This is a genomic window from Pseudomonas sp. NFACC37-1 (assembly GCF_900101575.1).
In the GTDB taxonomy this organism is placed as follows: Bacteria; Pseudomonadota; Gammaproteobacteria; order Pseudomonadales; family Pseudomonadaceae; genus Aquipseudomonas; species Aquipseudomonas fluorescens_AA.
Genome location: NZ_FMUZ01000011.1, coordinates 30,980 through 44,632, shown reverse-complemented (window position 1 = coordinate 44,632; position 13,653 = coordinate 30,980). Strand labels below are relative to the sequence as shown.

At 57.1% G+C, this 13,653-nt stretch carries 13 protein-coding genes; 6 read left to right on the top strand and 7 right to left on the bottom strand.

The annotated features are described in order from the left end of the window. Positions 1 to 113 precede the first annotated feature (113 nt). Positions 114 to 884: an alpha/beta fold hydrolase gene (locus tag BLP82_RS14225; RefSeq protein WP_092168850.1), complete on the bottom strand. Its 771-nt coding sequence runs from the start codon at positions 882 to 884 to the stop codon at positions 114 to 116. A 418-nt stretch (positions 885 to 1,302) separates the two neighbouring features. Next, on the bottom strand, positions 1,303 to 2,985 hold the full coding sequence (locus BLP82_RS14220) for a GGDEF domain-containing protein (RefSeq protein WP_256576600.1): 1,683 nt from the start codon (positions 2,983 to 2,985) through the stop codon (positions 1,303 to 1,305). A gap of 327 nt (positions 2,986 to 3,312) precedes the next feature. Between BLP82_RS14220 and BLP82_RS14215 the strand changes: the two genes are divergently transcribed. Then, complete coding sequence (locus BLP82_RS14215; RefSeq protein WP_092168847.1) at positions 3,313 to 4,095, top strand: EAL domain-containing protein; 783 nt, start codon at positions 3,313 to 3,315, stop codon at positions 4,093 to 4,095. A 275-nt stretch (positions 4,096 to 4,370) separates the two neighbouring features. Here the strand turns inward: BLP82_RS14215 and BLP82_RS14210 are convergent, their stop codons facing one another. Next, positions 4,371 to 5,267: a LysR family transcriptional regulator gene (locus BLP82_RS14210; RefSeq protein ID WP_092168844.1), complete on the bottom strand. Its 897-nt coding sequence runs from the start codon at positions 5,265 to 5,267 to the stop codon at positions 4,371 to 4,373. A gap of 231 nt (positions 5,268 to 5,498) precedes the next feature. Between BLP82_RS14210 and BLP82_RS14205 the strand changes: the two genes are divergently transcribed. After that, complete coding sequence (locus BLP82_RS14205) at positions 5,499 to 6,125, top strand: hydrolase (protein WP_092168841.1); 627 nt, start codon at positions 5,499 to 5,501, stop codon at positions 6,123 to 6,125. A 258-nt stretch (positions 6,126 to 6,383) separates the two neighbouring features. Continuing rightward, positions 6,384 to 7,013 (top strand): LysE family translocator, encoded by a 630-nt coding sequence (locus BLP82_RS14200; RefSeq protein WP_092168838.1) that lies wholly within the window; start codon positions 6,384 to 6,386, stop codon positions 7,011 to 7,013. Positions 7,014 to 7,044: 31 nt separating this feature from the next. On the opposite strand, the gene BLP82_RS14195 is transcribed toward BLP82_RS14200, so the two are convergent. Continuing rightward, positions 7,045 to 7,629, bottom strand: coding sequence for a TetR/AcrR family transcriptional regulator (locus tag BLP82_RS14195; protein WP_092168835.1), 585 nt, complete (start codon positions 7,627 to 7,629; stop codon positions 7,045 to 7,047). Positions 7,630 to 7,755: 126 nt separating this feature from the next. Here BLP82_RS14195 and BLP82_RS14190 point away from each other — a divergent pair, with 126 nt between their 5' ends. Continuing rightward, complete coding sequence (locus tag BLP82_RS14190; RefSeq protein WP_092169080.1) at positions 7,756 to 8,382, top strand: DJ-1/PfpI family protein; 627 nt, start codon at positions 7,756 to 7,758, stop codon at positions 8,380 to 8,382. Positions 8,383 to 8,495: 113 nt separating this feature from the next. Then, on the top strand, positions 8,496 to 9,026 hold the full coding sequence (locus BLP82_RS14185; RefSeq protein WP_092168832.1) for a DUF2867 domain-containing protein: 531 nt from the start codon (positions 8,496 to 8,498) through the stop codon (positions 9,024 to 9,026). A 44-nt stretch (positions 9,027 to 9,070) separates the two neighbouring features. Here BLP82_RS14185 and BLP82_RS14180 read toward each other — a convergent pair whose 3' ends face one another. The 3 genes from BLP82_RS14180 to BLP82_RS14170 form a co-directional block, all read right to left on the bottom strand. Further along, the gene (locus BLP82_RS14180; protein WP_092168829.1) at positions 9,071 to 10,525 is read right to left on the bottom strand and encodes an amino acid permease; all 1,455 of its coding nucleotides are present in this window, start codon (positions 10,523 to 10,525) and stop codon (positions 9,071 to 9,073) included. Between the two features lie 176 nt (positions 10,526 to 10,701). Beyond that, the gene (locus tag BLP82_RS14175; RefSeq protein ID WP_092168826.1) at positions 10,702 to 11,757 is read right to left on the bottom strand and encodes an ornithine cyclodeaminase; all 1,056 of its coding nucleotides are present in this window, start codon (positions 11,755 to 11,757) and stop codon (positions 10,702 to 10,704) included. A gap of 50 nt (positions 11,758 to 11,807) precedes the next feature. Then, positions 11,808 to 12,842: a histone deacetylase family protein gene (locus tag BLP82_RS14170; protein ID WP_092168823.1), complete on the bottom strand. Its 1,035-nt coding sequence runs from the start codon at positions 12,840 to 12,842 to the stop codon at positions 11,808 to 11,810. A 119-nt stretch (positions 12,843 to 12,961) separates the two neighbouring features. On the opposite strand from BLP82_RS14170, the gene BLP82_RS14165 reads away from it, so the two are divergent. Further along, positions 12,962 to 13,462, top strand: a complete 501-nt coding sequence (locus BLP82_RS14165; RefSeq protein WP_092168820.1) for an Lrp/AsnC family transcriptional regulator — start codon at positions 12,962 to 12,964, stop codon at positions 13,460 to 13,462. Positions 13,463 to 13,653: the final 191 nt, after the last annotated feature.

Below are 13,653 nucleotides of genomic sequence, written 5' to 3'. Positions count from 1 at the left end.
CGGGAGGCCTTTTTCTCCGAGCGATGAGCGTTGCCACCAGGCTGGCGAAAAACTCGACTTCACGGACAACGGCAAAAAGCCCGCATGCGCGGGCCTCGTGTTGCCAATTACATTTATTGCGCAGCTTTCTCGATCAGGTTTGCCACCACCTTCGGGTTGGAAACCATCACCACATGGGAGGCACCTTTAACCACGACGGTCTGTTTGGAGTGCGCACGCTCGGCCATGAACGCCATGGCCTGAGGGGGAATGTTCTTATCCTTGTCGCCGTATACGAACCAGGACGGAATGGTTTTCCAGGCAGGATCCGTGGCGGCTTCGTTCAGCGCGGCGACGGTGATGGGGCGTTGGCCGGCCGCCATCAGGCGAGCCTCAGCCTCAGGCACATCGGCTGCGAACTGGTCGTGGAATTTATCCTGCTGGATATAGAGATCCTTGCCGCCATCGGCCAGTTCGACCGGGGCCGACAAGGCCGAGGCCAGGGTGCCCCCCGGGAATCGTCCAGACAGTTCTGCCGCGGTTTCGCCAGTTTCCGGGGTGAACGCCGCTACGTACACCAGGCCCTTCACGTTCTGATTGCCATACGCCGCCTCGCTGATCACCGCACCGCCATAGGAGTGGCCGACCAGAACCACCGGTGTCTTGATGCTCTTGACGATGCTTGCCACCGATTGTGCATCACTGCTGACGCCGCGCAGCGGGTTCGCCGCCGCAATGACCGGATAGCCGTCTTTTTCCAGAATTTTGACTACGCCGTTCCAGCTCGATGAGTCGGCGAAAGCGCCATGGACCAAGACCACTGTAGGTTTGACGTCAGCCGCGTTTGCAAAACCAGTGGCTGCGAAAGCGGTGGCGAGGGCCAGACCAGAAAGAATCTTTTTCATGAGTGACTACCTGTAAGAGAAGAAAAGGGCGGGTTACCCAGTGATTGTGATGCGCGGTAAATGCTTGCGCGCTAATCAACTGCGACAAAGTTATCGTCTAAAATGTTTGCGCGCAATATATTTTTATAGAATAAACTCAATGATCATGTAAGTGATTGTATTTAAAAGGATTAATTGTCGGTGGACGTTGGGTTCAGATCGAACCCCTCGAACTCCGAGGGAAAGGGAAGGTGTTTCACCCTCTGGAACACACCGTTGCGGTGACTTCATCGGGTATTTGGGTGCTGACGTTGCTCGCGGATGAGCTGGGGGGTGTCAGGGGCGCTTTGTCCAAGGTCATACAGGCGTTGCGAAGAGGGGGCGCCCTTGGCTGCCTGATGTTCCGAGGATGCTTACGTTCTGCCTTCTCTATGACCGGCTACGAGGCTACGCGGTTTTTCCCCTCGCGCTTGGCCTTATACAGCGCGGCGTCCGCTGCTTGCAGCAATAAGGTTTGATCGGTCCCGTTACGCGTCGTCGAGGCCACGCCAAAGGATGCGGTAACGCTGAACGTCTGCATTCCATCCGTAGGGCTCAAGTTTTCCAGCGAATCCCGGATGGATTCGGCTCGCAGGAGAGCGTCTTCAATGGAGCAATCGGGCAATATGATGATCAGCTCTTCTCCACCAAAGCGGCAGGCGACATCGGTGGCTCTGATTGACTTCGTGATCAAGGATGCCGTGCTTCGCAACACCGCGTCACCCGCAGCATGACCATGGATGTCGTTCAGCTTCTTGAAGTTGTCCAGGTCGAGCATGATGACGCTCAGGTCCACTGCGTCTCGAGTGGCTTTGGAGAGTTCGCGCTTGAGTGTTTCCTCCATGAAGCGACGGTTGTACAGACCCGTCAGCGGGTCTTTGATCGACTGGACTTGCAGGACCTGGCGCATCCTGCCATTCGCCAACGCTAGCGCGGTTTGCTCCGCGGCAGCTTCCGCAAACTGGCGGTTGACTTCCTTATCGTCATTTCCGCCAGCATGCTGGATATGCAAGAGTCCCAATGTTTCTCCGTAGGCTATCAGCGGCAGGCACCAGTGAATGTCGCCATCGTCGAACTCTGATGTTTCTGAGTAGTGGGCGCAGCGCAGCTCATGACGATGTTCAACCACATGGGCATGGCCTCGACGTATGGCCCAACAGTCTTTGGGACCGATCAGGACATCTGATTGAGGCTCGACGTGGCCCCAGCTTGCGGCCGGTTGCAAAGCATCAGCCGAATTGCGGTACAGGTACAGCGTTCCACTACTGCCGTCCAGCAACTGTTGGCAGTAAGTGCTGACCAACTGGAGCGTTTCCTCTTGGCTCATCTCGGTCTGGAGTAGACGGGCCATTTCTGCGAGCAAGCCTATTTCTGCATTGCGCCGCTCAAGGTTTTTCAGGCTTTTGCTCAGTTGGGTGCTTGAAGACAGTGCGCTAGCCGTCGATTCGGCTTGGCGTTTTATGGTCTGACGCATGGACACGTAGATGAAACGGCCCAGCACAAGCGTCAGCAGGAAGCTTGCGATGGAAACGGCGACGGCCCAACGCAGGTTGGCGTTAAGCTGGTTGTCCAGAACAGCCACTTCCTCGACTTCTGCTTGAATCAGCTCGCCTCCCAGGTCGCGGACCTGATCCATGAGGTGCTTGCCGTTACCCGAAGCGATTTCGGCCACCGTCGCAGCAGCACCTTGGGTGCTGCGCAAATTGATCACCATGTCCAGGTGGTCCAGCTTTAGTGCGGACTTCTCTATGAAGTCCTCCACCTTGGCAATTTCAGCGGACGAATCGTTTCGATAGTTTTCACGAAGCAGCTTGATCGCGCTGGGAAGCTGCGACGTGGCGACGTAATACGGGCGAAGAAATGTCTCCATCCCCGTTAATGCATACCCGCGTTCGCCTGTCTCCGCATCCACGAGCAAACCTTGTACTGTGCGAATGCCGTCCAGCTGCTTTTCTACCACGTTGCGGTCGTTACGCGTTTCGTTCGTCCAGAACAGGGTAAACGGACCTACTGCGGCCGTGACGGACATAACCAGCGTGGCAGTAGCTGCTGCGAGGAGAAGTCTGGGTGTGCGATGGGGCATCGTCAGCTCCAATGGGATTCACATCTTTATCGGCGAGTAAGGTTAACGGCGTAGGTGTATCACGCTAAAACCGTTAGGCGGTCAAAAGATTGCATATCCGCTGAGAGGTTGCGCGGTTCTACGCGGCCTCACGAAGCGCCCCCGGCGGGTGGCGGAATCTACGCATTTTAGCCGTAAAGGCCAGGTATGCATGTCGTACCGATCAACGTGAGCGTCCGGGGGCGGCCGACAGCGCTTCAGAAACTTCGGCCCGCGCCGATTCAAGTGGTGTCGGCTACAGTTCCTTGTACCCGCAGGGATGTATCAAGACCGCCACGGAATATTATGATGACGAAACGCCCTCCGTTCCAATCGCTCGGCTGCGCCGAATGCCGCAACCATGAGGCGTTGGGGTTTGATTTCACCATGGCCTTCCAGCCTATTTTCAACGTCCGGACACGCACTGCGTTTGCTTATGAGGCGTTGGTCAGGGGCATCAATGGCGAATCGGCTGGCTACATCCTGGGGCTCGTGAACGACAGCAACCGCTACCGATTCGACCAGGCTTGCCGGGTGAAGGCCATCGAAGAAGCCGCAAGGCTGGGGCTGCTGGGTATTCCCGACTGCTTGCTGAGCATTAATTTCCTGCCCAACGCCGTGTACCGGCCAGAGACGTGTATCCGGGCCACCCTGGAAGCGGCGCGCCTGACCCATTTCCCGCCAGAAAGGCTCATGTTCGAAGTGACCGAAGGCGAGAAGGTGGTAGACCCTGATCACCTCAAATCGATTTTCGTCGAGTACGAGCGTCAGGGTTTCATTACCGCCGTCGACGATTTTGGCGCGGGCTATTCGGGCCTTAACCTGCTGGCCATGTTCCAGCCGCAGGTGCTGAAGATTGACATGGCACTGACCCGAGACATCGATCGAGACTCGGTCAAACAAGCGATCGTCGAAGGCATCATCCTGGTCGCCAGGCGCTTGGATATCCTGGTCATCGCCGAAGGTGTCGAGACTCGTGAAGAAAGCTCGACGCTGCTAGGCATGGGTATCGAACTGATGCAGGGATATTTGTATGCAAGGCCCGCGGTCGGTCATCTCCCGGCTGGATGCTTTGATGACGGTGTGCGGTAACGGCGGGCTCGAATCCATAGGTTCGCTACGACAGGAGTGCTTCACGATCCCATTCAGTTATCCAAGAAATCCGTGAGTATGTCTGTGGATAACCGCGCTGATGCCAGGTAGGCAAAGGGTTTCAACGTGCGCTCAAAAAATGTACAGGCAGGTTGGCATCACCTCCCGCCGTAGGCCATTGAGTTCAGGGGGTCAGCGGAAGCAGGCGACAGGTAGCCCTCAATCGCTTGAGTCACGCCGTGGCCATGGGCGGCCAGTGGTGATCGTTGCGGCAATCAAATACGAGCGGGCCCCGCGAAGTGCGGAGACTGTCCGAATGATTCAATCAGCAGCTCTGTGAGCATTCGTATCTTCCGTGCCGGATGCTGGCCTGGCGGACGGACCACGTATACACCTGCCGGGGGTGGTGGATAGCGGGTCATGATCGGCACGAGCGCCCCTGAGTTCACATGTTCATAAGTCAGGCAATCCGGTAGGTACGCGATGCCGAGTCCCGCGGTTGCGGCCGCCACGAGCGCTATGCCGTTGTCCGCCTTGAAGCGGCCCTGCGGACGAACCGTGATGATCTTGTCACCCTCCATGAATTGCCACGCTTCGGTACCCTGCAGGAGAGCCTCATGGGCAATGAGCTCGTCCGGTGTCTCTGGTGCGCCGTGCACTTTTATGTAGCCTGGGCTCGCGACGAGCTTCGTGTAGATCGGGCCGATTTTCCTCGCGATCAAATTGGAATCGGGGAGATACCCGACGCGTATCGCACAATCGAATCCCTCGGCAATGAGATCGACGAAGCGATCGCTGTAGCAGGTCTGGATATGAAGTTCGGGATGGCGGTGTGCCATTTGCGCGAGCATGGGCGCGAAATGGGTAGGGCCAAAAGACAGCGGCGCCGCGACGCGTAAGCGACCACGAAGGGCGCCTGTCGGCAGGATCGTTTCTCTGGCTGCCTCGATTTCGGCGCAGACCCTGGCCGCGTAATCTCGGAACGTGGCCCCGGCTTCAGTGAGGGCGGCCCCGCGCGTGGTTCGTGCAAGCAACTGGATGCCAAGTTCCGCTTCAAGCCGGGCGAGCCTGCGGCTGACGATCGACTTGGATACGCCAAGCCGGAGCGCCGCAGGCGAAACGCCCCCTGCGTCAGCCACTTCCACGAATGTTTGCAGTTCTTCCATATCCAAGTCAGCGTTCCTCTTTGTGCGACACAGCTAGCCTCGTGTTGCGACTACTGCGGCGAAAATGGCAACAGCATAATCCTCGCTTCCGGGCAATGTCGCCAGTTGCGAATGCTGCCTGGAAACACCCCATCCACTGACAACATCAGTAGACACTTCGTCAGGGCCATGCCCGTCTATCCGAGTGCGCGCTGGCTCTCTGGCACCGTGTATGACAACTGAGAACAGGACCAGACAATGACAAGCGAGACTATCCGCAACCCCCATACCGACCACCTGTTGTCGCCTGAGAATTGCGCGCTGATCATCATCGATTATCAGCCGATCCAGGTCTCCTCGATTCGCTCGATGCCCCGTGACGAGCTCGTGTTCAACATCACGAGCGTTGCCAAGGCGGCCGTCAACTACAACCTTCCTATCATTCATTCGACGGTCAACGTCGCGACCGGTCGCAACAAACCGCCGATTCAAGCGTTGCAGGACGTGCTCGGCCATCTGCCGACTTATGACCGTACCTCGATCAATAGCTGGGAGGACACTGAGTTCAAGCAGGCGGTCAAGGGCATCGGCCGCCGCAAGCTCATCATGACCGCGCTCTGGACCGAAGCCTGCCTGACTTTCCCTGTACTGGACGCGATCCAGGAAGGCTATGAAGTGTATGTGCCGGTCGATGCGGTCGGTGGTACGTCAGTCGCCGCGCACGAGGCCGCCCTTCGTCGAATCGAACAGGCGGGCGCGAAACTTATCAGCCGTGTGCAGATGTACTGCGAGCTCCAGCGCGACTGGGCACGGGAGTCGACTGTCCCGGGCTTTATGGGGGTCTTCGAAAACTTCGACGGTTTTAACGCCGAGAAGGCGCTCTAGAAGGCGCCCCGGCGCAACGCTAGAGGCTGCAAACAGAATGGGGGTGGCGCTTGCGAAAGCCGCCACCTTCATTCTTGACGCGGCCGTGAGCCAACCTGACTATCGGATTCGATGTGGTGTCTTTTGATCTGGGGATCGTAGCTCAGATGTTTCTGGTGTACATGTCCTCGGCCAACGGACTACAGAACGTTTGACCGAACGCCAAGTGGCTAACTAGAGTGGCTAACCATACGGCTGCCGACTGCCCTGGACATCCAAATGAACGACCTATCCCTGCTGCTTGCCTTCATCGCTGCCGCGTCAGTGCTCACGGTGACCCCCGGCGTGGACACCGCCATGGTGCTTCGTGCTACAGCGACCGGCGGTCGACGTTCGGCGGCGATGGCTGCTATCGGTATCGTGCTCGGGTGTCTGGTGTGGGGAGCCGCGGTGTCACTGGGCCTCGGTGCCCTGTTGCAAGCTTCGGAGTGGGCTTACCTGGCGCTGAAAATTGTCGGTGCCGCGTATCTCGTCTGGCTGGGTGTAAAACTGCTGATGCGACCCAGGACGACGCTGCAAGGGCAGGGGAACGAGAACATGGCGGCCCCTGCCCGTGGCGCCTTTATTCGCGGTTTATTGACGAACCTGCTGAACCCCAAGATAGGTGTCTTCTACATCACGTTTCTCCCCCAGTTTGTCCCGAGTGGCGCGAGCGTGGCCAGTTACTCCTTCTTCCTTGCGGTGTTACACGTGCTGTTGACGCTGGCCTGGTTCGGCATTCTGGTAGCGGCTACGGTGCCGCTGAGCAATTTCCTGAAGCGCCCGGCGGCCCTGAAGGCGCTTGACCGACTCACGGGCGGTGTTTTTGTCGCGTTTGGGCTCAAGTTGGCTGTTTCCAATCCGGCTTGAGCCGAATGCCGCACTGCATGTCGATGGGTTCTTAAATGTCATCGACGGCTTGGGAGCGGGAATCGGCCCGCCACGGTGCAAGAGCTCCTTCGAAAAGTGAAAAGGCTCGATGCAGGAAACCGTTGAAGCGAGCGGCATCACGCCGCAGCCCTGCCTGTTGACCACCAATCAGGCACAGATGGGCTAGCTGACCAATCACTTCTGCTTCACCTGGCATAGGCACCAAGCGGCGGCACGACCGTATCGCGAAGTCCAGTCGTCTTGTGTCAACACGCTGCTGAAACTCGCTTACCAACGGGTCGTGCAGCGACCAGGCTCGGATGGAAACTTCCCGCCCCGGTTGTTTCTCCGCGGCAATACTCAAATAGCGTTTCAAGATTTCGCCCGCGCTGCGACCCTGGGCCGCATAAGCGAGCATGCGCTCCGTGTAGTCTTCTTCCCAAGCGGTCAGCAAGGTGCGGACAAAGTCTTCGCGATTGCGGAAATGGTGATAGAACGATCCGCGGGTCACACCCAATCGGCGCGATAGACTCTCGGCCGAAACGCCAACATGCCCTATTTGGTCGAGGGCCTCAAAACCAGCCGCGATCCAATGGTGACGAGTTAGTTTTTTCACCCGTTATTTCGCTCCAGAGTGAGTGCCATACAGACTGTGTATGGTGCACAACCGGTTGATACGCTGCGAACACCCGCAAAGATGGCCGTTGCGTTTAGCACGCCAGCACTTTTCATGGAGTTGGCCTTGAAGAAAATCGTTCTGGTTGCTTTCGACCAATTCACGGATATCGACCTGTTCCTGATGTGGGACATTCTAGGCCGCAACACTGAGGACTGGCACGTCCGAATATTGGGTTCCAGTGCTGTCGTGCGGTCGGCGCACGGTCTGCCTGTTTCGGTGCACGGTCCGCTTTCCGAGGCCAATAGTGCCGACGCGGTATTGTTCGTCAGCGGCAAGGAAGGGGTACCCGCTGCACTTGCCGCCCCGGATTTCCTGCCGTCGTTTGAACTTGACGCCAGGCGCCAGCGGATCGGCTCCATATGTGCCGGCGCTTTCATTCTCGAACGGCTCGGGCTGCTCAGCGGCCAGGCAACTACACACCCGGATGCACGATCGAGCTTGCAAGCACTGGGGCTCGAGCCCGTGGATCAGCCTCTTGTATGCCAGGGAAACATTGCAACCGCGGGCGGATGCCTTTCGGCGCTCTATCTGGTGGGATGGTTGGTTGAATCCTGGTTCGATATCGATAAGCGCCGTGCGACATTGTGCCCTGTTCTGCCCGCTGGACAGCAAGCGCACTATGATGCCTTGATCGGGCTCAGTATCCGACAAGGAAAAGTGGGCGCCTCAACAACATCCAGCCACTTCTAAACCAGGCACGCACCCACAGGGCGACAAGGAACGTTTCACGACAAACCATCGCAACCAGAAACGCGACATGGCATGTCGTCCAATCAGTCGTCAGCACTCAGGAGAGATCCCCGATGCCCCGAGAATTTGAGCTCATAATGTCCGTGCCAGTCCCTTCGAGGTCCGGCATCACCCACCTTTACAAGTCGATGGACCTGGCGGACGCTTTTGCGATTCGGCTCCCGGCGGGCACATCCAGCGATCCGGATTTGCTGGCTCGCTTCATCCTCTCTCACCAGCCATCCTGGATCGGCTGGCTGATGAAAGTCCGAGACATTGCCGTTGCTTGTTTTGGTCTCAAGACAGCCAGACATCTGGCATCACTTGCTCATCGGATTGGACCCTTCAAGGTCTACAGCACCAACCAGACTGAAATCGTGTTGGGAGAGGACGACAAGCACCTCGACTTCCGGCTATCGATCCTATGTGCTGGGGAGACAGAGCCAGAAGGCAGTCGCCAACTCGTTTTTTCAACCGTGGTCCAGTGCCACAACCGACTAGGCCGGGCCTACATCTTCGTTATTGCCCCATTTCACCGCTTGGTTGTCAGGGCCAGCCTGCTGCGTGCAGCGCGCGTCGGTTGGCCCCTGGCTACCTGCCCCTGAGGCGGATCAACCCGTACTTCTCTCGGTATCTATCCGCAATCAGCTTACGAGATGTTCGCGCTCTGCGTGATGTTGCGCGGGGGAGGCGCGTTACCTTCGCTGTTGCCAGGCGCGGATTTTGTCTTCCTGGCATCGGTCACCTGATAAGCAATTGCCAACCAAATGAACCACCCTGGCATGACCAGCAAGGCAATACGAGTGTCAGGTCTCAATGCCAGCAGACAAAGAACAAAGCCCAGAAACGCCAGGGAAAACCACGCCATTGGCACGCCGCCGGGCATTTTGTAAGCCGATTTGGCGTGCAGCTCAGGTCGCTTTTTGCGGTAGGCGATATACGAGGCAAGGATGGTCGACCAGGTAAAAATCACCAGGATGGCCGATACAGTAGAAACAATGGTGAATGCGGTCATCACTTCAGGAACGATGAAAAGCAGCAACACGCCCACCAGCATTAGCAATGTGGTGAACGCCAGGCTCAGCAGAGGCACGCTATTGCCCGACAGACGTCGGAAAATCCCTGGGGCGTTGTCCTGATTGGCCAGGCCAAACAGCATGCGGCTAGACGAAAATACGCCACTGTTGGCCGAGGAAGCGGCAGACGTCAGCACCACAAAGTTGACGATGCCTGCTGCTGCGGGAAACCCGGCAACCAGGAACAGCTCGACGAAAGGGCTTTTGCTGGGCGAAACCTGTTGCCAGGAAGTCACTGCAATAATGCAGGCCAGTGCCAGCACATAAAACAGGATGATTCTCAGCGGAATCGAGTTGATGGCTTTCGGCAGGGTCTTCTCAGGGTTACGGGTTTCGGCGGCTGCGGTACCAATCAGTTCGGTGCCGGCAAAGGAGAAGATTGCCATCTGGAAACCGGCAAAGAAACCGAACAGACCGTTGGGAAAGGCGGCTTGTTTATCCAGCAAATGGTTCAGAGAGGCAGTGACACCGCTGGGTGAGACAAAGGAGCTGGCAATCAGCACCAGGCTGACGCCAATCAGGGTGACGACGGCAATGATCTTGATGATCGCGAACCAGAACTCTACCTCACCAAAAAGCCTGACCGTCAGTACATTCAATGCGAACAGTGTCATCAGCATACCGATGGCCGGTATCCAGGCAGGTACATCGGGGAACCAATACTGGAAAAATCCGCCGACAACGACGGCGTCGCCTATCACCGCAACGCTCCAGCTCAGCCAATACGACCAGCCAAGAAAGAATGCCGCGCGTGGGCCAAGGTAGGCACCGGCAAAATCTGCGAAGGTTTTGAAGTTCAAATTGGAGAGCAGCATTTCGCCCATGGCACGCATGACGAAATAAACAAACAGACCGATGATCATATAGATGAGGATGATCGACGTGCCAGAGAGGGCGATGATCTTCCCGGAACCCATGAACAGGCCCGTACCGATGGCACCTCCCATGGCCATTAATTGAATGTGACGGTTGCTGAGCGTGCGCTGCAGCGCCGGCTGTTCAGTCAGCCCTGATGGGATTGATTTCATTACAAAACCTCTTGATTTTATGTTTTTGAGTTTTGGCAGAAAGGTGGATGTCTTGCGTACTTGTTAGGGATGCAGCGGCTATTGACGGTGGTGGCTTGCGGACGGCGAGATTTGCCGCGTACTCGCAGGGGGGAGTTGCCCCTTGGCACTCTGCTCAGGGGCATCACCTATGGCTTTCAACTCACTGCGCGCGGGCGTGAAGGGGCGATCGCTGGTTGCCGGTCGAGAATTTGGTAGAGGTCTTTTATGTTGGCGGGTGTCGGCACCAGATGGATGCGCTCACCGATTGCATGCTCCTGCGCCAGGTCCAGCACGTAGCGCAGCGACGAAAAGTCTTCGAGGGCAAAACCCACCGAATCGAACACGGTGACCTGTGCGTCGTTCTCGCGGCCCTGGATTGCGCCCTGAACAATCCGGAAAAACTCGACGACAGGGAAGTCGGCTCCCAATTGCTGGATATCACCCTCGATCCGGGTCTGAGGTTCAAACTCAACGATGACCCGGGCATTGCGCAAGATCTCGGCGTGCAGTTCGGTTTTCCCCGGACAGTCCCCACCTACGGCATTGATATGCATGCCGGGTTCGATCATCTCGGGCGTCAGAATCGTTGCATAGGCTTTATCGGCGGTGACCGTGGTGACGATGTCTGCGCCCTTGACCGCTTCCTGTGCAGAGCTGGCCAGAATCACCTCGAGATCCGGGAATGCGGACAGGTTGCGCTTGAGCTTGAGCGAGGCGTCACGATCGATATCGAATATCCGCAGTTCCTTGATAGAGAGCATTTCATGGAAGGCGAGGGCCTGGAATTCGCTCTGGGCGCCATTGCCGATGATTGCCATGCTGCTTGCATCTGGACGCGCCAGGGACTTCGCGACCAGGGCCGAGGTCGCTGCGGTGCGTACCGCGGTGGTCAGCGTCAGTTCGCTGAGCAGGGTTGGATAACCACTGTGGACATCGGCCAGGACACCGAAGGCCATGACTGTCAGCAGGTTGCTTCGACCGTTGTCCGGATGACCATTGACGTATTTGAACGAGTACTGCTGGCCATCGTCGGTCGGCATCAACTCGATCACACCGTTGGCCGAATGATTGGCGGTGCGGGGCGATTTATCAAACTGCGCCCAGCGTGAGTAGTCAGCTTCGATGTAATCGGCCATTTCGCGGATTGCCCGGCGGATGCCCACCGTGGCGAACAGGCGTGCGGCATGATCGACGTCTATAAAAAGAGTCATGTTTTTATTCTCCGGTTCAGTAGTAGAAACATTGCGGGGCAGGGGACGGTTCAGGTGCGCTTGCTCTCGAAACCATGCAGCACATTGACCGCATTGATTCCAATTTCATCGACCATATAGCCGCCCTCCATCACGAACAGAGTGGGGCAGCCCACACCCGCTATCAGCTCGCCGATGCCGATGAAATCTTCGCTTTCCAGCAGGAAGTGGCTGATGGGGTCGTCCTTGAACGTGTCGACGCCGAGTGAAATGACCAGCACTTCAGGGGCGAATTGCTGGAGTTTCTTGCAGGCGTGGAGCAGGGCATTGCGATAGCTTTCCCAGGTGGTGTTTTTCGGCAACGGGTAGTTGAGGTTGTAACCTTCGCCGTGGCCGGCGCCGACTTCGTGACTGAAACCTGAGTAGTACGGATAAGACACCGTGGGTTCGCCATGCAGCGACACGAACATGACGTCGCTGCGCCCGTAGAAGATGTTTTGAGTGCCGTTGCCATGATGGAAGTCGACGTCCAGTACCGCGACACGTTTCGCGCCTTGAGTGATGGCCTGTTGTGCGGCAATGGCAGCGTTGTTGAGATAGCAATAGCCGCCCATGTATTCACGTGCTGCGTGATGCCCGGGCGGGCGGCACAGGGCGAAGGCACTGTCGTGGCCTTCATCGATCAGCGCCAGGCCGGTGAGGGCGATGTCTGCGCTGGTCTTTACCGCTTGCCATGTGGTCGCAGTAATCGGGGACCCGGCATCCATGGCGAAGAAACCGAGTTTTCCGTCGATGAAAGTCGGGACTTGATCGTTGGACAAATCGCGCACTGGCCATACCAGCGGCAAGGCATCGTGAGTACGCCCAGTCGCACACCATTGTGACCATGCGCTTTCAAGGAAACTGACGTAGCGCTCGCTGTGCGCATTGACGTAACACGCCCGGTCAAATGCTCGTGGTTCGACGATCAGGCCAAGACCTACCTGCTTGACCCGATCACGGACAGTATCGGCCCGGCTGGGTTGTTCGAATGACGGCTTGAGTACGCCGTCTTTCAATTCGGTGCCATGGTGCAAACGATGGGAATCACTGAAAACTGTAAACATTCTGCGCATCCGTCAATTTGAATCAGTGCAAATATTCTGTTCCGCTACGGGGGCGCTTTCTTTGCTTTATATTCGTGGTCTGCTAGATTTTTCGGATGTTTTTGCTCAGGAATTGCGAAATGCAGAAAAAATCATCCAAGCGTATCAGTCTCGACGAGACTGACTTGGCGATACTCAAGTTGCTGCAAGATGATGCGAGCATTTCCAACGCCGAGCTCAGTGAGCGCCTGTCGTTAAGCCTTACGCCTTGCTGGCGACGGCGTAAGAGGATGGAGGAAGCGGGCGTGATCAAGGGCTATCAGGCCAACCTTGATCGCCGAATGCTGGGGTTGGATATCATGGCGTTCGTGCACATCCGTTTTTCCACCCACGCCGATCACGCGCCTGACGCCTTCGAAGCGGTGATTGCGCAATTGCCTGAAGTGTTGTCTTGTCACAAGATCACCGGGGATGCCGATTACGTGCTGCAAGTGCTGGCAGAGGATCTTGATAGCTACAGTGACTTTATCGAGCAGGTACTACGGCGCCAGGTGGGTATTGCCTCTATCCAGTCCAGTCTGGCCTTGCGCGAGGTCAAGACCAGCAACCGCATAGCAATACCCAAATCCAGCAGGGACTAAAGCTTGATGCCGCGCTCGCCCATCCAGATGTTGTAGCCGGCGTGACCGTGTGGGGGCGCTCAGTTGGCTGAAATCCTCCACGGCCGCGAGCGAAGCGGGCTCGTTGCGACTATGCTCATTGCCACTGCAGGCAATGTATGGGTTTCAGTGATCGGCCGCCAAGGGAAGGAGTCTGTATGTGTCTGGTTCTA